The organism is Streptacidiphilus jeojiensis (genome assembly GCF_042510965.1).
GTDB lineage: Bacteria > Actinomycetota > Actinomycetes > Streptomycetales > Streptomycetaceae > Streptacidiphilus > Streptacidiphilus jeojiensis.
Genome location: NZ_JBEUKS010000016.1, coordinates 189664 through 212892 on the forward strand (window position 1 = coordinate 189664; position 23229 = coordinate 212892).

At 71.5% G+C, this 23229-nt stretch carries 20 protein-coding genes; 5 read left to right on the forward strand and 15 right to left on the reverse strand.

Annotation, left to right across the window (positions count from 1 at the left end; all coding sequences use genetic code 11):
- Positions 1 to 339: 339 nt before the first annotated feature.
- The 3 genes from ABUW04_RS34405 to ABUW04_RS34415 all read left to right on the forward strand — a co-directional run bounded on the left by ABUW04_RS34405 (position 340) and on the right by ABUW04_RS34415 (position 4705).
- On the forward strand, positions 340 to 1419 hold the full coding sequence (locus ABUW04_RS34405) for an EfeM/EfeO family lipoprotein (protein WP_380568345.1): 1080 nt from the start codon (positions 340 to 342) through the stop codon (positions 1417 to 1419).
- The gene (gene efeB / locus ABUW04_RS34410) at positions 1416 to 2663 is read left to right on the forward strand and encodes an iron uptake transporter deferrochelatase/peroxidase subunit (RefSeq protein ID WP_380568346.1); all 1248 of its coding nucleotides are present in this window, start codon (positions 1416 to 1418) and stop codon (positions 2661 to 2663) included. The genes ABUW04_RS34405 and efeB overlap by 4 nt, the downstream gene beginning before the upstream one ends.
- A 179-nt stretch (positions 2664 to 2842) precedes the next feature.
- Entirely contained in the window at positions 2843 to 4705 is a 1863-nt protein-coding gene (locus tag ABUW04_RS34415) for a phospholipase C (RefSeq protein ID WP_380568347.1), read from the forward strand.
- 246 nt (positions 4706 to 4951) lie between these two features.
- On the opposite strand, the gene ABUW04_RS34420 is transcribed toward ABUW04_RS34415, so the two are convergent.
- The 6 genes from ABUW04_RS34420 to ABUW04_RS34445 all read right to left on the reverse strand — a co-directional run bounded on the left by ABUW04_RS34420 (position 4952) and on the right by ABUW04_RS34445 (position 14757).
- Positions 4952 to 6415, reverse strand: a complete 1464-nt coding sequence (locus tag ABUW04_RS34420) for a glutamate synthase subunit beta (RefSeq protein ID WP_030248269.1) — start codon at positions 6413 to 6415, stop codon at positions 4952 to 4954.
- Entirely contained in the window at positions 6408 to 11018 is a 4611-nt protein-coding gene (gltB, locus tag ABUW04_RS34425) for a glutamate synthase large subunit (protein ID WP_380568348.1), read from the reverse strand. Before gltB ends, ABUW04_RS34420 begins: the two co-directional genes overlap by 8 nt.
- Positions 11019 to 11356: 338 nt before the next feature.
- The gene (locus ABUW04_RS34430) at positions 11357 to 12064 is read right to left on the reverse strand and encodes a VIT1/CCC1 transporter family protein (RefSeq protein WP_380568374.1); all 708 of its coding nucleotides are present in this window, start codon (positions 12062 to 12064) and stop codon (positions 11357 to 11359) included.
- A gap of 166 nt (positions 12065 to 12230) precedes the next feature.
- Positions 12231 to 12881, reverse strand: coding sequence for a nucleotidyltransferase domain-containing protein (locus ABUW04_RS34435; RefSeq protein ID WP_380568349.1), 651 nt, complete (start codon positions 12879 to 12881; stop codon positions 12231 to 12233).
- A gap of 47 nt (positions 12882 to 12928) precedes the next feature.
- Positions 12929 to 13600, reverse strand: coding sequence for an ABC transporter ATP-binding protein (locus ABUW04_RS34440; RefSeq protein WP_380568350.1), 672 nt, complete (start codon positions 13598 to 13600; stop codon positions 12929 to 12931).
- Complete coding sequence (locus tag ABUW04_RS34445) at positions 13597 to 14757, reverse strand: ABC transporter permease (RefSeq protein ID WP_380568351.1); 1161 nt, start codon at positions 14755 to 14757, stop codon at positions 13597 to 13599. The genes ABUW04_RS34440 and ABUW04_RS34445 overlap by 4 nt, the downstream gene beginning before the upstream one ends.
- Before the next feature lie 60 nt (positions 14758 to 14817).
- On the opposite strand from ABUW04_RS34445, the gene ABUW04_RS34450 reads away from it, so the two are divergent.
- Complete coding sequence (locus ABUW04_RS34450; protein WP_380568352.1) at positions 14818 to 16035, forward strand: sensor histidine kinase; 1218 nt, start codon at positions 14818 to 14820, stop codon at positions 16033 to 16035.
- On the forward strand, positions 16032 to 16679 hold the full coding sequence (locus ABUW04_RS34455) for a response regulator (protein WP_380568353.1): 648 nt from the start codon (positions 16032 to 16034) through the stop codon (positions 16677 to 16679). Before ABUW04_RS34450 ends, ABUW04_RS34455 begins: the two co-directional genes overlap by 4 nt.
- A 31-nt stretch (positions 16680 to 16710) precedes the next feature.
- Here ABUW04_RS34455 and ABUW04_RS34460 read toward each other — a convergent pair whose 3' ends face one another.
- The 9 genes from ABUW04_RS34460 to ABUW04_RS34500 all read right to left on the reverse strand — a co-directional run bounded on the left by ABUW04_RS34460 (position 16711) and on the right by ABUW04_RS34500 (position 23201).
- Entirely contained in the window at positions 16711 to 17565 is an 855-nt protein-coding gene (locus ABUW04_RS34460) for a DsbA family protein (RefSeq protein ID WP_380568354.1), read from the reverse strand.
- Positions 17566 to 17615: 50 nt separating this feature from the next.
- Positions 17616 to 18131: a MauE/DoxX family redox-associated membrane protein gene (locus ABUW04_RS34465; protein WP_380568355.1), complete on the reverse strand. Its 516-nt coding sequence runs from the start codon at positions 18129 to 18131 to the stop codon at positions 17616 to 17618.
- Between the two features lie 50 nt (positions 18132 to 18181).
- Positions 18182 to 19015 carry a DsbA family protein gene (locus tag ABUW04_RS34470; protein WP_380568356.1) on the reverse strand — a complete coding sequence of 278 codons (834 nt, stop codon included), beginning with the start codon at positions 19013 to 19015 and terminating at the stop codon, positions 18182 to 18184.
- Between the two features lie 193 nt (positions 19016 to 19208).
- Positions 19209 to 20015, reverse strand: a complete 807-nt coding sequence (trpA, locus tag ABUW04_RS34475; protein WP_380568358.1) for a tryptophan synthase subunit alpha — start codon at positions 20013 to 20015, stop codon at positions 19209 to 19211.
- Positions 20012 to 21226, reverse strand: a complete 1215-nt coding sequence (gene trpB, locus ABUW04_RS34480) for a tryptophan synthase subunit beta (protein WP_030248291.1) — start codon at positions 21224 to 21226, stop codon at positions 20012 to 20014. The genes trpA and trpB overlap by 4 nt, the downstream gene beginning before the upstream one ends.
- A gap of 154 nt (positions 21227 to 21380) precedes the next feature.
- On the reverse strand, positions 21381 to 21530 hold the full coding sequence (trpM, locus tag ABUW04_RS34485; protein ID WP_380568359.1) for a tryptophan biosynthesis modulator TrpM: 150 nt from the start codon (positions 21528 to 21530) through the stop codon (positions 21381 to 21383).
- Positions 21531 to 21546: 16 nt separating this feature from the next.
- Positions 21547 to 22353, reverse strand: a complete 807-nt coding sequence (gene trpC, locus ABUW04_RS34490; protein WP_030248293.1) for an indole-3-glycerol phosphate synthase TrpC — start codon at positions 22351 to 22353, stop codon at positions 21547 to 21549.
- Between the two features lie 147 nt (positions 22354 to 22500).
- Positions 22501 to 22944 (reverse strand): DUF2752 domain-containing protein, encoded by a 444-nt coding sequence (locus tag ABUW04_RS34495; RefSeq protein ID WP_232241967.1) that lies wholly within the window; start codon positions 22942 to 22944, stop codon positions 22501 to 22503.
- Positions 22945 to 22946: 2 nt separating this feature from the next.
- Positions 22947 to 23201: an HGxxPAAW family protein gene (locus ABUW04_RS34500; RefSeq protein ID WP_030248296.1), complete on the reverse strand. Its 255-nt coding sequence runs from the start codon at positions 23199 to 23201 to the stop codon at positions 22947 to 22949.
- Positions 23202 to 23229 lie beyond the last annotated feature (28 nt).

Sequence of the window (23229 nt, forward strand, 5' to 3'; positions counted from 1 at the left end):
TGAGTAGTGAAGAAGCCCTCATGGAGCGTCAGATGTCGTGCGGATGACGGTTCCTTGAACAATCCGCAGCGTTCCCGAACGCATACGAGAGGTGAACGCCCGCGGAACTCTGGGGACCGATTCCGTCCGGGCTATCGGTCGGCTGTCCGACATGTCTAGCATCTGCGTCGAGGATGCAGGTCGGAGCGCGGTTGTCAGGTTGTGGGGTGCGTGGTGCGGAGGCCGACGGGGCCGACAGGGCCGCTGGGGTCGATCAGGCCCTGGCTGATAGCCGGGACGGTGGCCGCTCTCGCGGCCGTCAGCGGGTGCGGCGGATCCGCCCCGGCCAGGACGGCCGCCGTGAACGACGACTACCCCGGCCTGCCGCACACCACGGTGCAGGTGTCGCCCGGCGGCTGCGGGGTCGGCTGGACGAAGCCGCAGGCGGGCCTGCAGGTCTTTGAGGTGAGCAACACCGGCCCGCAGTCCGAGGAGGCCTACCTCAAGAACCCCGCCACCGGCGCGGTGCTGGGCGAGGTCGAGGAGCTCGGCCCCGGCACCACCCGGTCGATGGTGGTGCGGCTGGCGGCCGGGAAGTACGCCTTCTCCTGCCTGCCGCAGGACGTCGACACCATCACCGGGCCCACCGTGGTGGTCCCGGGCACGGGCGGGACGGATACCCCGGCCGTGGTGCCGGTGACCCAGCAGGACCTGGTGCCGCCGACGCTGGCCTACCAGAAGTGGGTGGCCGCCCAGCTCCCGGCGCTGATCACGGCGGTGCAGGCACTGCAGGCCGCGGTGGACAGCGGCGATGTCGCCACCGCCGAGAAGGCCTGGCTCCCGGCGCACCTGGACTACGAGCGCCTCGGCGCCGCGTACGGGACCTTCGGCGATCTGGACGGCAGCATCAACGGCACCACCATGGGCCTGCCGGGCGGTCTGACCGACCCCGGCTTCACCGGGTTCCACCGGCTCGAGTACGGGCTGTGGCACGGCCAGTCGGCGGCGTCGCTGCGCCCGGTCGCGGCCCAGCTGACCAAGGACGTGCAGCAACTCAGGACCGACTGGGCGAAGGCGCAGATGGATCCGCTGGACCTGGGGCTGCGGGCGCACGAGATCGTCGAGAACACGATCCAGTTCGAGCTGACGGCGCGGACGGACTACGGGAGCGGATCGAACCTGGCGACGGCGCAGGCCAACCTGCAGGGAACGGCGGAGTCGCTGTCGCTGCTGCGGCCGCTGCTGGTGACCAGGATGCCCTCGCTGCCGGCGATCGACACGGCGATGAAGGCGGCGTCGAACGAGCTGTCGACGCTGGGCCGGGTGCCCCTGTCGACGCTGTCGACGGCGGAGCGCGAGCAGCTGAACGCGGTGTTCGGCGAGTTGGTGACGGAGTTGGCGCCGGTGGCGGCTGTGTGTGATGTGCGGAGGACGTCGTGACGGTTGGTTCGGGACAGGTGGACCGGCGGTCGGTGCTGCGCGGTGCGGTGGCGGCGGGAGCCGCCGGGGCCGCCGCGGTGGGGCTCTCGGGGGCTGCGGCGTCGCCCTCGGCTTCGGCCTCGTCGCAGGGCGAGAGCGCCGACGGCGTCTTCGCCTTCCACGGGGTGCACCAGAGCGGTGTGCTGACGGACAAGCAGCGTTGCGCCGCGTTCGTCGCGTTCGATGTGACGGCGAAGGACAAGGCAGGGCTGTCGGCGCTGCTGAGGACGCTGACCGAGCGGGTCAGGTTCCTGATGGCGGGCGGGGTGCCGGAGCCGCTGGGCATCGGCGCGCCGCCGGCGGACTCCGGTGTGCTGGGCCCGGTGGTGCCTGCGGACGGTCTGACGGTGACCCTGGCGGTGGGCTCCTCGCTGTTCGACGGCCGGTTCGGGCTGTCCGCCCGCAAGCCGAAGCTGCTGCGCCCGATGGAGTCCTTCCCGGACGACGACCTGGACGCGGCGTACTGCCAGGGCGACCTGCTGCTGCAGTTGGGGGCGGACAACGCGGACACGGTGGCGCACGCCCTGCGCGACCTGGCCCAGCACACCCGGGGGGCGATGCAGGTGCGCTGGCGGATCGACGGCTTCTCGTCGCCGCCGCGGCCGTCGGGCACACCGCGCAACCTGCTGGGTTTCCGTGACGGCACGGCCAATCCCGATGTCAACGACGCCCGGACGATGGACCAGGTGGTCTGGGTGACCCCGGCGCAGGGCGAGCCCGCCTGGGCACAGGGCGGCTCCTACCTGGCGGTCCGGTTGATCCGGATGCTGGTGGAGTTCTGGGACCGGGTGTCGCTGAACGAGCAGGAGCGGATGTTCGGTCGGGTGAAGCAGTCTGGGGCCCCGCTGGACGGCCAGGTGGAGACGGACGCCCCCCGTTACTCGGCGGACCCGACCGGCGACGTGATCCCGATGGACAGCCACATGCGGCTGGCGAACCCGCGCACCGCGGGCTCGGACTCGCTGCGGATGCTGCGCCGCGGGTTCAACTACGACCGGGGCACGGACAGCAACGGCAACCTCGACATGGGCCTGGTCTTCTGCGCCTTCCAGCAGGATCTGGACCGTCAGTTCATAGCCGTGCAGAAGAAGTTGGCGGGTGAGCCGCTGGTGGACTACATCACGCCGTTCGGTGGCGGGTACTTCTTCGTGCTGCCGGGCGTGCGTGATGCGAAGGACAGTTTCGGAAGCGCACTGATGAGCTGAAAGCACTGACTCGGGTGTCGCCTTCTGTGGATACTGGTGCGGTCTACGCGCACTGACTCATCGTCTTCTCATATGGCGTTCACGTTCCGGTCATCTGCGGGCACGCATCCGGACGTGCGTGCGGCGGAGGATGCGGGACGAAACGAACTCGGTCTTCTTGTCCTGCGGAGGGACTCGTTATGGCGATAGTGACTAGTGGCAGGAGGGGCGCCCGATGGGCGGCCCTCGTAGGCGCGGCGGCACTGGTGGCGGCGGCGGGGACCTCTCCGGCCTGGGCCTGGGACGGAGGCCATGGACACGGCGGGGACCCGCGTCCCACCCATGTGACGACGACGACCCCGATCAAGCACCTCGTGGTCATCTATGACGAGAACGTCTCCTTCGACCACTACTTCGGTACCTACCCGAAGGCGGCGAACACCGACGGGACGACGTTCAAGGCTGCCAAGAGCACCCCGAAGAAGGTCAACAACCTGACCAACTCGGGTCTGCTGACGAGCAACCCGAACCTGTACGCGCCGCAGCGGCTCAGCTCCGCGCAGGCTCTGACGTGCGACCAGAACCACAACTACGGCCCGGAGCAGCTGGCCTACAACAGCGGCCTGGCCAACCTGTTCGTCCAGAACACGGACCACGACACCTGCTCCGGCGGGCTGTACGCGGCGCCCGGTCTGGGCATGGACTACTACGACGGCAACACGGTCACCGCGCTGTGGAACTACGCGCAGAACTACACCCTGAACGACAACTCGTTCAGCAACACCTACGGTCCGTCGACCCCGGGTGCGCTCAACCTGATCGCCGGCCAGACCCACGGCGTGGTCTCGGTGAGCGGCACCGGCAGCACCACCAACCCGGTGCAGACCTCGACCCCGGACTCGTACACGGTGCACTCGCCGAACGCCCAGGGCGTGGGCACCATCACCGGTGACCCGGACCCGGCCTACGACGACTGCGCGGACACGGACCACACCAGCACCAGTGCGCTGGGTGAGATGACCGGCACCAACATCGGCGACCTGCTGAACAAGAAGAACGTCACCTGGGGCTGGTTCCAGGGCGGCTTCTCCCCGAGCACCCCCTACACGGGCGCGGCCGGTACCTACGCCAAGTGCGCGGGCAACACGCACACCAACATCGGTGGCGCGGCCTCCGAGGACTACAGCGCGCACCACAACCCGTTCGCGTACTACGCCTCGACGTCCAACCCGCACCACACCCTGCCGGCCAGCCTGAACGAGATCGGCCACAACGGGCAGGCGAACCACAACTACGACCTGTCGTACTTCGACCAGGCCGTCACCGCCGACAAGCTGCCCGCGGTGAGCTTCGTCAAGGCCGCCGAGTACCAGGACGGCCACGCCGGTTACTCCGACCCGACCGACGAGCAGAACTTCCTGGTCAAGCAGATCAACACGCTGCAGAAGTCGCCGGAGTGGTCCTCGACCGCCGTCGTGATCGCCTACGACGACTCCGACGGCTGGTACGACCACGTCTACCACACCCCGACCAACGGCTCCGCGGACACCGCGCAGGACGCGGCGGCGTGCACGGCGGCCGCCACCGCCAAGAAGACCGCTCCGCTGGGCGGGTACGCGGACCGCTGCGGCCCCGGCCCGCGTCAGCCGCTGCTGGTGATCTCGCCCTACGCGAAGACCAACAGCGTCGACCACACCTTCACCACCCAGGCCTCGATCACCAAGTTCATCGAGGACAACTGGAAGACGGGCCGCCTCGGCGACGCGTCCTTCGACGCCTCGGCCGGCTCGCTGACCTCGGCGTTCGACTTCTGGGACCCGAACAACAAGCAGGTGCTGCTGAACGCCGACGGTTCGGTCGCCTCGGTGAAGCCGATCCACCGGTACGACAACAGCGACACGGTGACCAGCTTCGCGGTGAGCGACACGGCCTCCACGACGTCGACCGGGTCGAACGACTCGGCGCTGCTGTCGGCCGGGCTCGGGGCGGCTGCGCTGGCCGCTGTGGGCACCGGGTTCACGGTTTCACGGCGGAACCGGAAGCGGAGTGCGGCTCAGGTCTGATCCGGACCTAGCCGTGGGTGGGGGTGACTGTTCGCGCAGTTCCCCGCGCCCCTAGAGACAAATACAAAAACACGGCGGCACCTGCCTCTCAACCTTGGTCGGGGACGAGAGGCAGGTGCCTTTGTTGTTCTCCGCGTGCGATCCGGCGGCGCTGGCGGGGACGCGGTGGAGCAGATCCCGGGGGTGTGGCTTCCGGGACCACCGAGGCGGCTCAGGTGTGAGCCGCCCCGGAATTCCTTGGGACCGTCAGACGGTGACCGGACGGTCCGTGGGGCGGATCGGGGCCGGCAGGGTGGAGGCCCGGCCGGAGAGGTAGCTGTCGACCGCCTTGGCGGCCGAGCGGCCCTCGGCGATGGCCCAGACGATCAGGGACTGGCCGCGGCCCGCGTCGCCGGCGACGAAGACGCCGTCGACGTTGGTGGCGAACTTCCCGTCCCGGGCGACGTTGCCGCGGGCGTCCAGGTCGACGCCGAGCTGCTCGACCAGGCCGTTCTGGACGTCGGTGCCGGTGAAGCCCATGGCGAGGGTGACCAGCTGGGCCGGGATGGAGCGCTCGGTGCCGGGGATCGGCTCGAACCGGCCGGCCTTGAACTCGACCTCGACCAGGTGCAGTTCCTGGACGTTGCCGTCCTCGTCTCCGGTGAAGTGGGTGGTGTTGACCGCGTAGACGCGCTCACCGCCCTCCTCGTGCGCGGAGGTGACCTTGTAGGTCATCGGCATGGTCGGCCAGGGCTGGTTGGCCGGACGGTCGTCGCTGGGGCGGGGCATGATCTCCAGCTGGGTGACCGAGGCCGCGCCCTGGCGCAGCGCGGTGCCGAGGCAGTCCGCGCCGGTGTCGCCGCCGCCGATGACGATGACGTGCTTGCCCTTGGCGCTGATCGGGGAGTCGACGTAGTCGCCCTCCTGCACCTTGTTGGACAGCGGCAGGTACTCCATCGCCTGGTGGATGCCGCCCAGCTCGCGGCCGGGGACGGGCAGGTCGCGGGCGGTGGTGGCGCCGGCGGCGACGACGACCGCGTCGAAGCGCTCGCGCAGCTGGCGGCCGGTGACGTCGACGCCGACCTCGACGCCGGTGCGGAACCGGGTGCCTTCGGCGCGCATTTGCTCGACGCGCCGGTTGACGTGCCGCTTCTCCATCTTGAACTCGGGGATGCCGTAGCGCAGCAGGCCGCCGATGCGGTCAGCGCGCTCGTACACCACCACGGTGTGGCCGGCCCGGGTGAGCTGCTGGGCGGCGGCGAGTCCGGCGGGGCCGGAGCCGACGACGGCGACGGTCTTGCCGGAGAGGCGCTCGGGCGGCTGCGGGGCGACGCCGCCGTTGTCCCAGGCCTTGTCGATGATGGTGACCTCGACGTTCTTGATCGTCACCGGGTCCTGGTTGATGCCCAGGACGCAGGCGGACTCGCAGGGCGCGGGGCACAGCCGCCCGGTGAACTCCGGGAAGTTGTTGGTGGCGTGCAGGCGCTCGATGGCGCCGTTCCAGTCGTCCCGGTAGGCCAGGTCGTTCCACTCGGGGATGAGGTTCCCCAGCGGACAGCCGTTGTGGCAGAACGGGATGCCGCAGTCCATGCAGCGGCCGGCCTGCTTGGTGATGATGGGCAGGAGGCTGCGTTCGACGTAGACCTCGTTCCAGTCCTTGATGCGGACGTCGACGGGGCGGCGCTCGGCGAGTTGCTTGGGCGTGGTGAGGAAGCCCTTGGGGTCAGCCACGGTTGGCAGCCTCCATCATCTTCGCGGTGGTCGCGGACTCGGAGAGCCCGTCTCGCTCGGCGGCGTCCTTGGCGGCGAGCACGGCCTTGTAGTCACGGGGCATGATCTTGGAGAAGCGGGAGACGCCGCTGCCCCAGTCGGCGAGGAGTTCGGCGGCCACGGTGGAGCCGGTCTCCTCGTAGTGCTGCTGGACGGTGTCGCGCAGCCATTCGCGGTCGGCCGCGTCGGGGGCCTCGATGCCCACCATGCCGGTGTTGACGTTGTTGGGTCGCATGTCCAGGACGTAGGCGATGCCGCCGGACATGCCGGCTGCGAGGTTGCGCCCGGTCTCGCCGAGGATGACGACCCGTCCGCCGGTCATGTACTCCAGGCCGTGGTCGCCCACGCCCTCGACGACCAGGGTGGCGCCGGAGTTGCGGACGGCGAAGCGCTCGCCGGCCTTGCCGCGCAGGTGGATCCGGCCCGCGGTGGCGCCGTAGCCGATGGTGTTGCCGGCGATGACGTGGGCCTGGGCGTCGGCGCCGATGGCGGCGGCGTCCCGGGCCGGGCGGACCACCAGCACGCCACCGGACAGGCCCTTGCCGACGTAGTCGTTGGCGTCGCCCTCGAGACGCAGCGTGATGCCGCGCGGGACGAAGGCGCCGAAGGACTGTCCGGCGGAGCCGTTGAAGGTGATGTCGATGGTGCCCTCGGGCAGGCCCTCGCTCTTGTACCGCTTGGTCACCTCGTGGCCGAGCATGGTGCCGACGGTGCGGTTGACGTTGCGGATCGGGACCTGGGCGCGGACCGCCTCGCCGTGCAGCAGGGCCTGCTCGGCCAGCTCGATGAGCTGGTTGTCGAGGGCCTTGTCCAGGGCGTGGTCCTGCTCGGTGGTGCGGTGCAGCGCGGTGCCCTCGGGCAGCGCGGGCACGTGCAGCAGCGGGGCGATGTCCAGCCCGTTGGCCTTCCAGTGGTCGACGGCCTTGGTGGCGTCGATCAGCTCGGCGTGGCCGACGGCCTCCTCGATGGTGCGGAAGCCCAGCTCGGCGAGGATCTCGCGGACCTCCTCGGCGATGAACTCGAAGAAGTTCACCACGAACTCGGGCTTGCCGCTGAAGCGTTCGCGCAGCACCGGGTTCTGGGTGGCGACGCCGACCGGGCAGGTGTCCAGGTGGCAGACCCGCATCATGATGCAGCCGGAGACCACCAGGGGCGCGGTGGCGAAGCCGAACTCCTCGGCGCCGAGCAGCGCGGCGATGACCACGTCGCGGCCGGTCTTGAGCTGGCCGTCGGTCTGCACCACGATGCGGTCGCGCAGGCCGTTGAGCAGCAGCGTCTGCTGGGTCTCGGCGAGGCCGAGCTCCCAGGGTCCGCCGGCGTGCTTGAGCGAGGTGAGCGGTGAGGCGCCGGTGCCGCCGTCGTGTCCGGAGACCAGGACGACGTCCGCGTGGGCCTTGCTGACGCCGGCCGCGACCGTGCCGACGCCGACCTCGGAGACCAGCTTCACATGGATGCGGGCGGCCGGGTTGGCGTTCTTGAGGTCGTGGATCAGCTGGGCGAGGTCCTCGATGGAGTAGATGTCGTGGTGCGGCGGCGGGGAGATCAGGCCGACGCCGGGGGTGGAGTGCCGGGTGCGGGCGACCCAGGGGTAGACCTTGTGGCCGGGCAGCTGGCCGCCCTCGCCGGGCTTGGCGCCCTGGGCCATCTTGATCTGGATGTCGTCGGCGTTGACCAGGTACTCGCTGGTGACGCCGAAGCGGCCGGAGGCGACCTGCTTGATCGCGGAGCGGCGCTGCGGGTCGTAGAGGCGCTCGGGGTCCTCGCCGCCCTCACCGGTGTTGGACTTGCCGCCGATGCTGTTCATCGCGATGGCGAGGGTCTCGTGGGCCTCCATGGAGATGGAGCCGTAGGACATGGCGCCGGTGGAGAACCGCTTGACGATCTCGGAGACCGGCTCGACCTCGTCGATGGGGATCGGGGTACGGCCCTCGGCGAACTTGAAGAGCCCGCGCAGCGTCATCAAGCGCTCGGACTGCTCGTTCACGCGTCCGGTGTACTGCTTGAAGATGTCGTAGCGCTTGGTGCGGGTGGAGTGCTGGAGCCGGAACACCGTCTCGGGGTCGAACAGGTGCGGCTCGCCCTCGCGGCGCCACTGGTACTCGCCCCCTATCTCCAGTCGGCGGTGGGCCGGGGAGATGCCGGAGACCGGGTAGGCCTGGGCGTGCCGGGCGGCGGTCTCCTGGGCGATCTGGTCCAGGGTGACGCCGCCGAGCTTGGTGGTGGTGCCGGCGAAGTAGGTGTCCACCAGGTCCTGGGAGAGGCCGATGGCCTCGAAGACCTGCGCGCCGCGGTAGGAGGCGACGGTGGAGATGCCCATCTTGGACATCACCTTGAGGACGCCCTTGCCCAGCGCGTAGATCAGGTTGCGGATGGCCTTCTCGGGCTCGACGCCGTCCACGAAGTTGCCGAACGAGGCCATGTCCTCGACGGACTCCATGGCCAGGTAGGGGTTGACCGCGCCGGCGCCGTAGCCGATGAGCAGCGCCACGTGGTGCACCTCGCGGACGTCGCCGGCCTCGACGATCAGGCCGACATGGGTGCGCTGCTTGGTGCGGATCAGGTGGTGGTGCACGGCTGCGGTGAGCAGCAGCGAGGGGATCGGCGCGTGCTCGGCGTCGGAGTGCCGGTCGGACAGCACGATGATGCGGGCGCCGTCGGCGATGGCGGCGTCGGCCTCGGCCGCGATCTCGGTGAGCCGCGCGGCCAGGGCTGCGCCGCCACCGGAGACCTTGTAGAGGCCGGAGAGGGTGACCGCCTTGAGGCCGGGCAGGTCGCCGTCGGCGTTGATGTGGACCAGCTTGGCCAGCTCGTCGTTGTCGATCACCGGGAAGGGGATGGTGACGGAGCGACAGGAGGCGGCCTCGGCGTCCAGCAGGTTGCCCTCGGGGCCGAGGTTGCTGGACAGCGAGGTGACCAGCTCCTCCCGGATGGCGTCCAGCGGAGGGTTGGTGACCTGCGCGAACAGCTGGGTGAAGTAGTCGAACAGCAGCCGGGGCTTCTCGGAGAGCGCGGCGATGGGCGAGTCGGTGCCCATCGAGCCGAGCGGTTCGCCGCCGGTCTTGGCCATCGGCGCGAGGATGACCCGCAGCTCCTCCTCGGTGTAGCCGAAGGTCTGCTGACGGCGGGTCACCGAGGCGTGGGTGTGCGCGATGTGCTCGCGCTCGGGCAGCGCGTCCAGGGTGATCGAGCCGGCGTGCAGCCACTCCTGGTAGGGGTTCTCGGCGGCGAGCTCGGCCTTGATCTCCTCGTCCTCGACGATCCGGCCGGCGGCCGTGTCGACCAGGAACATCCGGCCGGGCTGCAGCCGGCCCTTGCGGACCACCTGGTCCTGCGGGATGTCGAGCACGCCGACCTCGGAGGCGAGCACGACCAGGCCGTCCTCGGTGATCCAGTAGCGGGCCGGGCGCAGGCCGTTGCGGTCCAGGACCGCGCCGATCTGGGTGCCGTCGGAGAAGGTGACGCAGGCCGGGCCGTCCCAGGGCTCCATCAGGTTGGAGTGGAACTGGTAGAAGGCGCGGCGGTCGGGGTCCATGGTGGCGTGGTTCTCCCACGCCTCAGGGATCATCATCAGCACGGCGTGCGGCAGCGTGCGGCCGCCGAGGTGCAGCAGTTCCAGGACCTCGTCGAAGGACGCGGTGTCGGAGTGGTCCGGGGTGCAGACCGGGAAGATCCGGTCCAGGCCCTGGCCGTTGCGGTTGTCCGGGATGAGGTCGGTGGCGAGCTGGGACTCGCGGGCGGTCATCCAGTTGCGGTTGCCCTTGACCGTGTTGATCTCGCCGTTGTGGGCGATGAACCGGTACGGGTGGGCCAGCGGCCAACTCGGGAAGGTGTTGGTGGAGAAGCGGGAGTGCACCAGGCCGATGGCGGAGGCGAAGCTGCGGTCCGACAGGTCGGGGAAGAACGGCTCCAGCTGGCCGGTGGTGAGCATGCCCTTGTAGACCAGGGTGCGCGCGGACAGCGAGGGGAAGTAGACGCCGGCCTCGCGCTCGGCGCGCTTGCGCAGCACGAACGCGACGCGGTCCAGCTCCAGGCCGGAGCGGCCGGCCCCCGCGTCGGTGTCGGCGTCGGCGACGAAGAGCTGGCGGAAGCGCGGCATGACCGAGCGGGCGGTGACGCCGAGCAGGTCGGGCGTGACCGGGACGTCGCGCCAGCCGAGGACGGTCAGGCCCTCCTCGGCGGCGACGGCCTCGATGGCCGCCACGGCTGCGGCGTCGGCGTCGTCCGCGTCGGGCAGGAAGGCGATGCCGACGGCGTAGGAGCCGGCCGCGGGGAGGGCGAAGTCGACCTTGCCGCGCAGGAAGGCGTCCGGGACCTGGGTGAGGATGCCCGCGCCGTCGCCGGAGTCGGGCTCGGCACCGGTGGCGCCGCGGTGTTCGAGGTTGCGGAGAACGGTGAGTGCCTGCTCGACGATGCGGTGCTCGGCCTTGCCGGTGAGCGTCGCCACAAAGCCGACGCCGCAGGCGTCATGCTCATTGCTGGGGTCGTACAGGCCCTGCTGAGCGGGGCGCGCGTCCGCCAGAGCCCAGTAGGGCTTGGGGGAAGACTGCGGGGACGCAGACAGCATCGGCTCTCCCGTCGTGTCGTCGTGTTCGGCATGGTCACAATTCACATGCGCATCCGGGACGACGCTGGCCCTCTGCGATTTCGTGCAGGTTACATGATGCCGTGGATTCCACAAAGTGGATTCTGGAGTCCATCATGTGGACAACGCAGCAGGTCAGGCCCGAGGTGCGGCCACGCGCGGCGGATCAGGAACCGCCCGGTTCTCGTGGGGTAGGGAGAGCTCGGACGTCCTCGCAAGTGTGCCCGAACGACAGGCGTGCGAAACAGGGGGTTCATATGTCCGCATGGTGTGAGTAACACCACCCGGACCTGTCCCGGCCCCGGACGAACCCCCGCAGGTCAGCCGATGTGCGCACCGATCAGGTGGCCCAGCGCGAAGGTGATCCCGGCCGCCGCGGTGCCCAGCGCGAGCTGCCGCAGGCCGCTGAACCACCAGCTGCGCGCGGTCACCTTGCTCACCACGGCGCCGCAGCCGAACAGGCCGACCACGGCCAGCCCCAGCGCGGGCAGCAGGCTGGTCGCGCCGAGCAGGTAGGGCAGCAGCGGCAGCAGCGCGCCGATCGAGAAGGCGGCGAACGAGGAGACCGCGGCGAGCAGCGGCGACGGCAGGTCCTCCGGGTCGATGCCCAGCTCCTCGCGGGCGTGCACCTCCAGGGCCCGCTCCGGGTCGGCGGTCAGCTGCTGGGCGACCTCGAAGGCCAGCCGCGGCTCCACGCCGCGCTCCACGTAGAGCTGCGCCAGCTCGGCCAGCTCCTCGCCCGGGTTGCGGCGCAGCTCCAGCCGCTCGATCTCCAGCTCGGCCTGGACCAGCTCGCGCTGCGAGGCCACCGAGGTGTACTCCCCCGCCGCCATCGAGAAGGCGCCGGCCGCCAGTCCGGCCAGCCCGGTCAGCACGATCGCCTGGTGCCCGACGTTCCCGCCGACCACGCCGGCCATCAGCGCGAAGTTGGAGACCAGCCCGTCCATCGCCCCGAACACGGCCGGACGCAGCCACCCGCCGCTGACGTCGCGGTGGGTGTGCGCGTACGCCTCGGCGGTCGCGGCTATGGACTCGGCAGAGGGTACGTCGGAGGGGCCGGCGGACGACGGGACGGGGGCATCGATACGTGCTGCGGTACTGGTCACATCAGTAAAACTAGACTCTGTCCAAGTTTTGTTCCAGTAAGGAAGTACTGCCTTACTGCCCCTCTGACCTGCAAGGTTAGCCTTGCCTTCAGATGTAGAAGGCCCGCCGGACCCGCCGCAGCCAGGCGTCGGCGGCGGCCTCGTCCGGTGCCTGCGGCAGCATTCCGGGACCGTCCAGGACCGACTCGGCCCGGGACAGCAGCGGCTCGGCGCGCTCCGGCCGCTCCGCGATCCACTCCCCCAGCCGGCGCACCTCGTCCGGGTCGGCGAGCCGGACCGTCAGCCGGCCGGTGGTGTGCAGCTCCTCCGCCTGGCGCAGCAGCCGGACCAGGTGGCGGGCGTGCTTGGCCGCGCGGGCGGCCTGCTCCGGTCCGCGGGTCAGCAGCTTGCGCAGTTGCTGGGTGGCGTAGCCGAGGTAGGCGCTGCGGACCCCGCGCTCGGACAGCAGCGAGCCGCGCAGCGCGACGAGCTCCTCCCCCAGCGGGGTGCTCACCTGGTACTCCTCCAGCCAGAGGATCTCACTGGCCGTCGGATTGCTGGACAGGATCAGCCGCACGGCCTTCCCGACCTCGTGGAAGGTGCTGTCGGGGCTGTACCTGACCACCGACTCCTGCGGCCGGTGCAGCCCGTGCAGGTCCGCGGTGGGCGCCGCGAACATGCCGAGCACGTCGATGTCGGAGCCCTGGTGCGCGAGCCCGTACGCGGTCGAGCCGACGACGCCGGCCAGCAGCACATTCATGCGATGAGCTTGCCGGTACGGGCCTGGGGCGGGCCACCGATTTTGGTTCAGGCCAGTCTGCCGTCGGTGAGTTCCAGGGTCCGGTCGGCGCGGGCGGCGAAGCCGCGGTCGTGGGTGACCATCACGGTGGCGGTTTCGTGGTCGCGGGTGACCGCGGCCAGGAGGTCGACGATGCGGGCGCCGCGGTCGTGGTCCAGCGCCGAGGTGGGCTCGTCCACCAGCAGCACCGCGGGCTCGGCGAACAGCGCGCGGGCGATGTTGACGCGCTGGCGTTCGCCGCCGGAGAGCTGGTGCGGACGGCGGTGCTGCCTGCCGTCGCCGAGGCCGACCGAGGCCAGCAGCCGCTCGGCGCGGGGCAGACCGGCCTTGGCGCTGACGCCGCGCAGATGGGCCATGGCCTGGAGCTGTTCCAGGGCGGTCAGCGAGGCCAGCAGGTTCGGCTGCTGGAAGACGATGCCGATGCGGTCCCGGCGCAGCTCGGTGGCCTGCCTGGGGCTCAGCCCGGCGGTGTCCCGCCCGGCCACCAGGACCCGGCCGGAGTCGGGGCGCAGCAGCGTCGCGGCGACGGCGAGCAGGCTGGACTTGCCGGAGCCGGAGGGTCCGACCACGGCGGTCAGGGTGCCGGGGGCGGCGTGCAGGCTGACCCGGTCCAGGGCGGTCAGCCGGCGGTCGCCGTCCGGGTAGGTGAGCACGACGTCCTGCAGGGTTAGGCCGTTCATCGGTTGGCTCCCAGGGCGGTCAACGGGTCGGCGGAGGTGATCCGGCGGACGGCCAGGGCGGCGCCGGCCAGGCCGAGCACCACCATGGCCAGCACCGGAACGGCGACGGTGGCGCCGCTGAGGACGAAGGGCAGGCCGCCGCTGCTCAGCAGGGCGCCGCCGGCGACACCGACGGCCGCGCCGGTGACGGTGCCGCCGAGCAGCAGCACCAGCGCCTGGGCCAGGGCGTCCCGCACCAGGTAGCCGCTGGAGGCGCCGACGGCCTTGAGGACGGCGATGTCAGTGCCGCGTTGTACGGTCCAGACAGTGAAGAAGGCGCCCACCACCAGGGCGCTCACGGCGAAGAGGAAGCCCTGGATCATCCGCAGGCTGCCCTGTTCGGCGGAGAACCCGTCGATACCGGCCAGTGCGGCCTCGCGGCCGACGGTCCGGGTGTTCTGCAGCCGGTCCAGGGCGGTGGTGTCGGCGGTCCCGGGGTCGACGGCCAGCGCGCTGGGGGCGGTGGCCCCGCTGAGTTGCTGCCAGGTCGGTTCGGTGGTCCAGACGCTGGGGGCGTGGCCGTAGGAGCGGTCGGCGGTGATGCCGGAGACGGTGAGGGTCCGCGCGCCGACGGTGACCCTGCTGCCGACGGTGACGCCGTCCGCCCGAGCCGTCCTGGCGCCGACGGCGACCTGCCCGGCTGCGGGTGCGCTGCCGGACTCCAGCGGTGGTAGCAGTGCGGCCGGAACGCCCAGGACGCTGACCGACGTCGCGCTGTCGGCGCTGGTCAGCCGGGACATGGCGATGCCGAGAGCGGCGACGGAACCGACCCCGGGGGCCGACTGCCAGGCGGCGAGCTGGGCCGGGCCGACGCTGCTGTTGCTGAAGGACACCTGCGGCGAGGCGCCCTGCCCGGCCGCGAAGACGATCGAACCGACCGGGAGCCGCGCCACCGCCGAGGAGGCGTCGGCGGCGAGCCCACCGGTGAGCCCGTACAGGAAGGCGACCAGCGTGGTGATGAGCATGACGACCGCGCCCATCAGGGCGAAGCGCCCGCGGGCGAAGCGGATCTCGCGCAGGGCGATGAACACCGGAAATCCTCCAGGAGTGGACCGTGCCTCCACCCTGGCGGCACCGGCGTCCGCGCCCATCAGGGAGAGGAGTGGTCCCGAATCCATCGAAAGGTTGATACCGGCGCAGGCCGGACAGCGGTGCCGACGGCCTTAGGCTCGAACGCTGTGACCAGTACCGACGCCCCCGCCGTCCATCTGCCCGCCGTACGGGTGATGGGCGCCGCCCTGCATGCGATGTTCTACGCGCTGCTGGTGGCGGGCCTGGTCAACGGCGCCGGAGCGGCCGGCGTGCTGCTGGGCGTGGCGCTGGGGGCGGCCTACGCCTGCGGCGGGCTGCGCCGGGTGCGCTCCTCGCGTGCCGCCTCCCGGATCTGGTTCGCCGGGGTCGCGGCGCTGTGGACCGGGCTGACCGCGGTCGACCCGGCGGCCGGCTACGTGGTGTTCCCGCTGTTCCTGATCGGACTGCACCTGCTGCCGCCGCGCTGGTCGCTGCCGGTGGTCGCGGCGCTGACCGGGGTGGTGGTCGCGGCGCAGGCCGGCACCGACGGCGGGCTGACCGCGGCGAAGGTGATAGGTCCGTGCGTGGGCGCGGTGGTGGCGGTGCTCACCGCCTACGGCTACTCGGTGCTGTACCGGGAGAGCTCGACCCGGCAGCGGCTGATCGACGACCTGGTGCGGACCAGGGACGAACTGGCCGCCAGCCAGCGCGAGGCCGGCCGGCTGGCCGAGCGGCAGCGGCTGGCCAGGGAGATCCACGACACCCTGGCCCAGGGCCTGTCCAGCATCGTGCTGCTGTCCCGCTCGGCGGAGAACGCGCTGCCGGAAGGCGCCGGGACCGCTCGGCGGCGGATCCGGGAGATCGGCGGCACCGCCGCCGACAACCTGGCCGAGGCGCGCCGCTTCGTCGCCGCGCTCACTCCCCCGTCCCTGCAGGACACCACCCTGCCCGAGGCGCTGCGCCGGGTCACCGCCGGGTACGGCCCGGTCCCCCGGGTGTCGTTCCATCAGGACGGCGAGGCCTGCCCGCTGCCGGTCGAGGCCGAGGTGGCGCTGCTACGGCTGACCCAGGAGGCGCTCGCCAATGTGCGGCGGCACGCCGACGCCGACCGGGTCGCGGTGACCCTCAGCTATCTGGACGACCAGGTGACGCTGGACGTCTACGACGACGGACGGGGCTTCGGCGCAGAGCGGGAGGCAGGCCGGGAGGCAGACCGGGCGACGGGCGATGACGACCACCGGCCCCGGTTCGGCCTGCACGGGATGCGGGAGCGGATCACCGACCTCGGTGGCCGCCTCGCGATCGAGTCCACCCCGGGAGAGGGCACCGTCGTCGCCGCGTCGCTGCCGCTGGCCGTTCCGCAGCAGACGGAGGCGGACCGGTGATCCGGGTGCTGCTGGTGGACGACCACCCGGTGGTGCGGCGCGGGATGCGCGCCCTGCTGGAGGAGTTGCCGGAGCTGGACCCCGTGGGCGAGGCCGCCGACGGGGCCGCCGCGCTGCGCTTCCTGGCCGAGGCCGCACAGGCGGGCGCGGACCGGGTCGACGTGGTACTGATGGACCTTCAGATGGGCGCCGGGATGCACGGTGTCGAGGCCACCCGCCGGATCACCGCACTGCCCGATCCCCCGTCGGTGCTGATCCTGACCACCTACAGCACCGACGGCGACATCCTGGCGGCCGTCGAGGCCGGCGCCACCGGCTATCTGCTCAAGGACGCCCCGCCGGAGGACCTGGCCGCCGCGATCAGGGCGGCCGCCCGCGGCGAGACGGTGCTCGCGCCGCCGGTGGCGGCCCGGCTGCTGGGCCGGGTCCGGGCCGGCCGCCCCACGCTCTCACCGCGCGAGACCGAGATCCTGGAACTGCTGGCCGAGGGCCTGACCAACCGCCAGATCTCCCGGCGGCTGTTCATCAGCGAGGCCACCGTTAAGACCCATCTGGTCCATGTCTACGACAAGCTCGGAGTGGACAGCAGGACCGCCGCGATCGCCGCCGCCCACCAGGGCGGCCTGCTGCGACGGTCCCGCTGACTGCGTGTCGGCCCGGCCGGGGCCTCGGGGCTCAGCCGGCGGCGCTGGGCGACGCGTTCGGTGAGACCAGCGCGGCCGAGGCCGACGGCGAGATCGTCGCCGGGGTCTTGCCCTTGTTCGCGGCGTCGACCCACTTGATCAGGTTGGCCGTGCTGATCTGCTCCCCGTTGTAGGTGGGGTAGGCCGAGGTGCCGTTGAGCAGGATGGTCGGGGTGGAGGTGTAGCCGGACTTGTCGAAGTCCTTCTGCACCGCGGTGACCCAGGCCCCGAAGCTGTTGTTGTTCACGCAGGACTCGAAGGTGGGCGTGTCCAGCCCGGGGACCTGCTTGGCCAGCGTGATCAGCTTGGACTTGTCCGCCCAGGCGTCGTCGGTCTCGTCCGGCTGGTTGGCGTAGAGGACGTCGTGGTAGCCGTGGAACTTGCCGACGTTCTGCGCGCAGGCCACCGCGTTGGCGGCGTTCTTCGACCCTGAGCCGTTGTCGTTGCGGTCGATGAACGAGACCACGTGGTAGTTCACGTGGATCTTGCCCTGGGCCATCAGCTGGTTGACCGTGGTGTGGAAGCTCTTCTCGTAGGAGCCGCACGCCGGGCAGCGCAGGTCCTCGTAGACCGTGAGCGTGGACGGAGCGGCCGAGGAGCCCACCGGGATGATCAGCTTGTTGGTGCCGATGGTCCCGGCCGGGGCCTGGGTGGCGGCGTCGTACGAGCTGGTGCGACTGTTCTGCACCAGCACGCCGATCACCACGGCCACCACGATCACGGCGAGCACCGTGCCGATGATGCCGAACTTGCGCAGCCGCTTGGTCTTGGCCTCCTGGGCGGCGCGCTCCTCCTGCATCCGTTCGCGCGCGGTGCGCTTGGCTTCACTGCTGTTCTTCTGGCTCATTGCTGCGTCATCACCAAATATCCGGGGACATGTTGAACTACTGCGGTGGGTCAGTCCGTTGCGAGCAGGCCGTCCAGCGAGGCCCAGGTGCGGGGCCACCTGACCAGCCATCCGGCCAGCAGCAGGAAGCCGATGTCGCGGGAGATCTCCTGCAGGTAGGCGGTGTGCGAGGCGCTCACCGCGCCGCCGCCGCCGAAGCAGCCGCAGTCGATGGAGATCCCGCGGGCCCAGACCGAGGCGATGGACCCGATGTAGACCAGCAGCAGCAGTCCGGAGAGGGCGGCCGCGACCCGGGTGCCCAGACCGACCAGCAGCAGCAGGGCCAGCGCCAGTTCCAGGAAGGGCAGCCCGTAGCCGAACGGTTTCACCAGGGCCTCCGGCAGCAGCCGGTAGGCGCGCACGGCCTGCGCCGCGGCCTCGGGATCGGAGATCTTGGCCAGCCCGGCCCAGGCCCACACCACCGCGAGCCCGAGCCGCGCGGCGGTGCCGATCCCCGTGACGATCGCGCCGCGGCGCCCGCGCTCCATCTGCTTCCCACCCGCCCGGGCCATCTGATCCGTGGCCATCCGGCATCGCCTCCCTGCGATTCATGACTGTTCAGTACTGCTCAGGACGGTCAGTACTGCTCCGCAGTCGCCTTCCGCGCGGCCGCCTGCGCGACGAAGGCGCCCAGCGCCTTGGGGTCGCTCAGCAGCTCGTGCTGCGCGCCGAGGTCCACCTCGTTGCCGTCCACCAGCATCGAGGGCGTCCCGAATCGGACGTGCGCGTCGTTGTAGGCGGTCTGCGCCGCGTCGACCCAGGTCCGGTACCAGACCGTGCGGACCTCGGTGTCGAAGGCCGGGCCGCGCAGATGCGGCACCGTGCCGGCGATGGCCAGCAGTCGGGGCACGGTGAAGCCGTTCACCCACTCGTCCGGCTGGTTGGCGAACAGCAGCGCGTGGAACAGCGGGAAGGCGCCCCGGGACAGGGCGGCCCTGGCCGCGTTGGTGGCGAGCACGGCGCCGGGACCGGGCAGCCGCTGGTCCAGCGAGGACTCCATGACGTAGCGGACCAGCACCTGGTGCCGGGCGGCCAGGGCGGCCAGTTCGGCGCCCTGCCGGCGTTCGAAGTCACGGGTGGAGGAGCAGCGGAAGTCCTCGAAGAGGGTGAGCACCACGGGGGCGTCGGCATAGCCGACGTCGACGCCGGCGCCGTCCGGGGCGAGCCGCGCCGGCAGGCCGTTGAGGACCTTGCGCTGCGGGACGTCGGCGATCAGGGCGGGGCGCTGGACGCTGCGGCTGGCGACCAGGGGGTCGGCCCGGTCGTAGCCGGTGGTCTGCTCCGCGACCAACCGCTGCCGGCCGCCCTCGGACAACGCCCTGCCCACGCTGGCCTCGGCGCCCACGGCGACGGCCAGCGCCACGGCGGCGACGGCCGCTCGGGTCACCCGGGCACGGGTGGAGACAGCCACGGTGGACCTCCTCTGATCGCGGTCGTGCGGGCGCGCACGGGCGGCGCCAAAAGGAGCCACCTGCCGGATCATCAACGAGGAGGGCACTCACGGGGACACGCGCCACGCGGCCACTCACCTGAACGAGTGACCGCGTGGCGGGTTTAGGGCGACTTCGCGGCGGCGGCCCCGGGACGGCGGCCGCCGCCAGGGGCTAACGCTTGCGGACGCCCTCGGCGAGCTCGGCGGCGAGCTCGCGGACGGCCGCGTAGCCGGCCTCCGGGGAGGCCGCGTCCAGGATCCGCTGGACGAAGGCGGAGCCGACGATCACCCCGTCGGCGAACGCCGCCACCTCGGCGGCCTGCGCCGCGGTGGAGACGCCGAGGCCGACGCAGACCGGCAGGTCGGTGGTGGCCCGGGTGCGCCGCACCAGGTCCTCGGCCATCTCGCCGACCTGGTTGCGGCTGCCGGTGACGCCCATCACCGCGGCCGCGTAGACGAAGCCGGTGCCGCTGGCGGTGATCGTCGCCAGCCGCTGGTCCCGGCTGGACGGGGCGACCACGAACACCGTGGCCAGGCCCAGTTCCTCGGCGGCGGCGAGCCAGGGGCCCGCCTCCTCGACCGGCAGGTCGGGCAGGATGCAGCCGGCTCCCCCGGCGGCGGCCAGGTCGGCGGCGAAACGGGCGGCGCCGTAGCGGTCCACCGGGTTCCAGTAGGTCATCACCAGCACCGGCACGGTCGGGTTGGCCGCGGTGACCTGACGGACCGTCTCCAGTACGTCCCTGGTGCGGACCCCGTTGCGCAGGGCGATGTCGTCGGCGGTCTGGATGGTGGGCCCGTCCAGCACCGGGTCGCTGTGCGGCAGGCCGATCTCGACCGCGTCCGCGCCGCCGTCGATCAGCGCCTGCACGGCCTGGGCGGCGCCGTCGATGGTCGGGAAGCCGGCCGGGAGGTAGCCGATGAGGGCGGCCCGGTCCGCCGCCTTGGCGGCCGCGAGGACTCCGCTGAGCTGGGTGTTCACTTGGTCTCCCCGTCGAGCAGGCCGAAGTACTCGGCGGCGGTGTGCATGTCCTTGTCCCCGCGCCCGGAGAGGTTGACCAGGATGGTCGCGTCCGGGCCGAGCTCGCGGCCCAGCTCCAGCGCCCCGGCGAGGGCGTGCGAGCTCTCGATCGCCGGGATGATGCCCTCGGTGCGGGAGAGCAGCCGCAGGGCCTGCATGGCGGCGTCGTCGGTGCAGGGCCGGTACTCGGCGCGGCCGGAGTCCTTGAGGTAGGCGTGCTCGGGGCCGACGCCCGGGTAGTCCAGGCCGGCCGAGATGGAGTGGCTCTCGATGGTCTGGCCGTCCTCGTCCTGCAGCACGTAGGTGCGGGAGCCGTGCAGCACCCCCGGGTCGCCCTTGGTGAGGGTGGCGGCGTGGCGCGGGGTGTCCACGCCCTCGCCGGCGGCCTCGATGCCGATCAGTCGGACGCCGGCGTCGGGGATGAAGTCGTAGAAGATCCCCATCGCGTTGGAGCCGCCGCCGACGCAGGCCACCACGGCGTCCGGGAGGGCGCCGGTGCGGTCCAGCACCTGGGCCCTGGCCTCGATGCCGATCACCCGGTGGAACTCACGGACCATCATGGGGAAGGGGTGCGGTCCGGCGACCGTGCCGAAGAGGTAGTGGGTGGAGTCGACGTTGGCGACCCAGTCGCGGAAGGCCTCGTTGATGGCGTCCTTGAGGGTGCGGCTGCCGGAGGTGACCGGGACCACCTCGGCGCCGAGCATCCGCATCCGGGCGACGTTCAGCGCCTGGCGCTGGGTGTCGACCTCGCCCATGTAGATGGTGCAGTCCATGCCGAAGAGCGCCGCGGCGGTGGCGGTGGCCACACCGTGCTGGCCCGCACCGGTCTCGGCGATCAGCCGGGTCTTGCCCATCCGGCGGGTGAGCAGGGCCTGGCCCAGGACGTTGTTGATCTTGTGCGAGCCGGTGTGGTTGAGGTCCTCGCGCTTCAGCAGGATGCGGGCCCCGCCGGCCTCCGCGGAGAAGCGGTGGACGTCGGTGAGGGGGCTCGGACGTCCGGTGTAGTCCTTGAGCAGGGCGGCGAGTTCGGCGCCGAAGGCGGGGTCGGCCTTGGCCTTCTCGTACTCGTCGGCGACCTGCTCCACGGCGGCGACCAGGGCCTCCGGGATGAAGCGGCCGCCGTAGGCTCCGAAGTAGCCGCGGCCGTCGGGTGTGAGGGCGTGCGTAGACATGACTGGTCCTCAGATGTGTGAGGTGGGCAGGGGCGTCGTAAGCGCAACGAGGGTGTGGGGCGGCAGGGTTCGCCGGTGCAGGTCCGTCCGGGTTGGTCGCGCAGTTCCCCGCGCCCCTACGGTGCTGCATGGCTGAGCTGCTGCGGACAGTCCTCTAGCTGCGCGGGCCCTGCCATCGGCGGCCGGGGACCTGGCCCGGCTCGGCGCCGATCACGTAGCGGACACGCCGCCCCAGCACGCGGCGCGCGGGCGCACGGCAGCCGCGCGGCTTGCATCCGGGCTGTAGGCGGGGGGACATGGCCATGAGGGTAGCGGGTTTCTCAGCGGCCGTGGCGGATGGCCGGGTGGGCGCCGGCGGCGACCAGGTCGGCGACGGCGGCCTTGGGGTCGCGGCCGGTGACCAGGGACTCGCCGACCAGGACGGCGTCGGCGCCGTCGTTGGCGTAGGCGATCAGGTCGTGCGGGCCGCGGACGCCCGACTCGGCGACCTTGACGATGTGCGACGGGATCGACGGCGCGACATTGGCGAAGGTGTCCCGGTCGACCTTGAGGTCCTTGAGGTTGCGGGCGTTCACGCCGATGATCCGCGCGCCGGCGTCCACCGCGCGCGCGACCTCCTCCTCGTCGTGCACCTCGACCAGCGGGGTCAGCCCGATCGACTGGGCCCGCTCGATCAGCGACTCCAGCGCCGGCTGCTCCAGCGCGGCGACGATCAGCAGGGCCAGGTCGGCGCCGGCGGCGCGGGCCTCCCACAGCTGGTAGGCGGTGACGATGAAGTCCTTGCGCAGCAGCGGGGTGTCGACCGCCGCGCGCACCGCCTTGAGGTCGGCCAGCGAGCCGCCGAAGCGGCGCTGCTCGGTGAGGACCGAGATGGCGGCGGCCCCGCCCGCGGCGTAGTCGGCGGCGAGGGCGGCCGGGTCGGCGATCGCGGCCAGCGCGCCCTTGGACGGGCTGGAGCGCTTGACCTCGCAGATCACCCGCACGCTGTCGCCGCGCAGGGCGGCCACGCCGTCCTTGGCCAGCGGGGCCTGGACGGCCAGTTCCTTGAGCTCGTCCAGGGACACCAGCTTCTGGCGCTCTTCGAGGTCCTCACGGACTCCGGCGATGATCTCGTCGAGCACGCTCACGCTGGACGCCCCCTTCTGCAGGTGTGGATGGCGGGGTGGTGGAGATTGGCCCGGCTGCTTCCAGCCACTGTCGATGGTATCCGCCGGAACCGCCATGGCCTGCATCGAGCCACGCCCGGTCTCGTTGGCTGGACACGACGCCGCTGGTCACAGCCCTGACAGCGGGACCGAGGGCGGGGCCAGGAACGAGCCGAACGGGAGGTTGCGCAGCACCGTGAAGGCCACCAGGGCGGCGATCAGGCCCCACGTCCAGCGGCGCGGGATGCCGGGCACCGGGCTGCGCCGCCCGCGCGCCGCGCGGTAGGTCCAACGGGCCCAGAACACGGTGGCGAGCACCACCGAGGCCACGACCAGGACGTTGTCGTGCACGGCGGCCGACAGGTCGCCGCGGGTCAGCTCGTGGACACAGCGCAGCCCGCCGCAGGCGGGGCACCACCAGCCGGTGAGCAGCAGGAACGGGCAGGTGGGGTAGTGGCCGGGGTGGTTGGGATCGACCTCGGCCACATACGCCGTCGCCGCGCCGACCGCCGCGAGGGCGACCGCCGGCGCGGTCAGGGATCGGGGGGCGGGGCGTCCCGCCGCATCCGACACGGTCAGTGCGAGGCGCCGGTGCCGACCGGGGTCTTCTTGGCGGTGTCGACCTTCGGGGCCGTGTCGACCTTCTTGCCGTAGCCGGCCGCCGACAGCATCTTGCCGACGCCCGGGCCGACCAGGGCCAGCACGAGTCCGACGATGACCAGGATCGGGCTGGGAATGACCATGGCCACACCGGCGAGCAAGAAGCCGATGAAGGAGATGGTCACCCCGGTCCAGGCGGCGGTGGTGTGTCCGTGGGCACTACCCGACATTGCTGCTCCTTGGTTGCACGGTGTCTCT

Bases quoted from the DNA above. Each gene is read 5' to 3' on its own strand.
- ABUW04_RS34415 (WP_380568347.1), top strand. From the start codon at position 2,843: ATGGCGATAGTGACTAGTGGCAGGAGGGGCGCCCGATGGGCGGCCCTC.
- gltB (WP_380568348.1), bottom strand. From the start codon at position 11,018: ATGCTGTCTGCGTCCCCGCAGTCTTCCCCCAAGCCCTACTGGGCTCTG.
- ABUW04_RS34435 (WP_380568349.1), bottom strand. From the start codon at position 12,881: ATGAATGTGCTGCTGGCCGGCGTCGTCGGCTCGACCGCGTACGGGCTC.
- ABUW04_RS34440 (WP_380568350.1), bottom strand. From the start codon at position 13,600: ATGAACGGCCTAACCCTGCAGGACGTCGTGCTCACCTACCCGGACGGC.
- ABUW04_RS34445 (WP_380568351.1), bottom strand. From the start codon at position 14,757: ATGGATTCGGGACCACTCCTCTCCCTGATGGGCGCGGACGCCGGTGCC.
- ABUW04_RS34460 (WP_380568354.1), bottom strand. From the start codon at position 17,565: ATGAGCCAGAAGAACAGCAGTGAAGCCAAGCGCACCGCGCGCGAACGG.
- ABUW04_RS34465 (WP_380568355.1), bottom strand. From the start codon at position 18,131: ATGGCCACGGATCAGATGGCCCGGGCGGGTGGGAAGCAGATGGAGCGC.
- trpB (WP_030248291.1), bottom strand. From the start codon at position 21,226: ATGTCTACGCACGCCCTCACACCCGACGGCCGCGGCTACTTCGGAGCC.
- trpM (WP_380568359.1), bottom strand. From the start codon at position 21,530: ATGGCCATGTCCCCCCGCCTACAGCCCGGATGCAAGCCGCGCGGCTGC.
- ABUW04_RS34500 (WP_030248296.1), bottom strand. From the start codon at position 23,201: ATGTCGGGTAGTGCCCACGGACACACCACCGCCGCCTGGACCGGGGTG.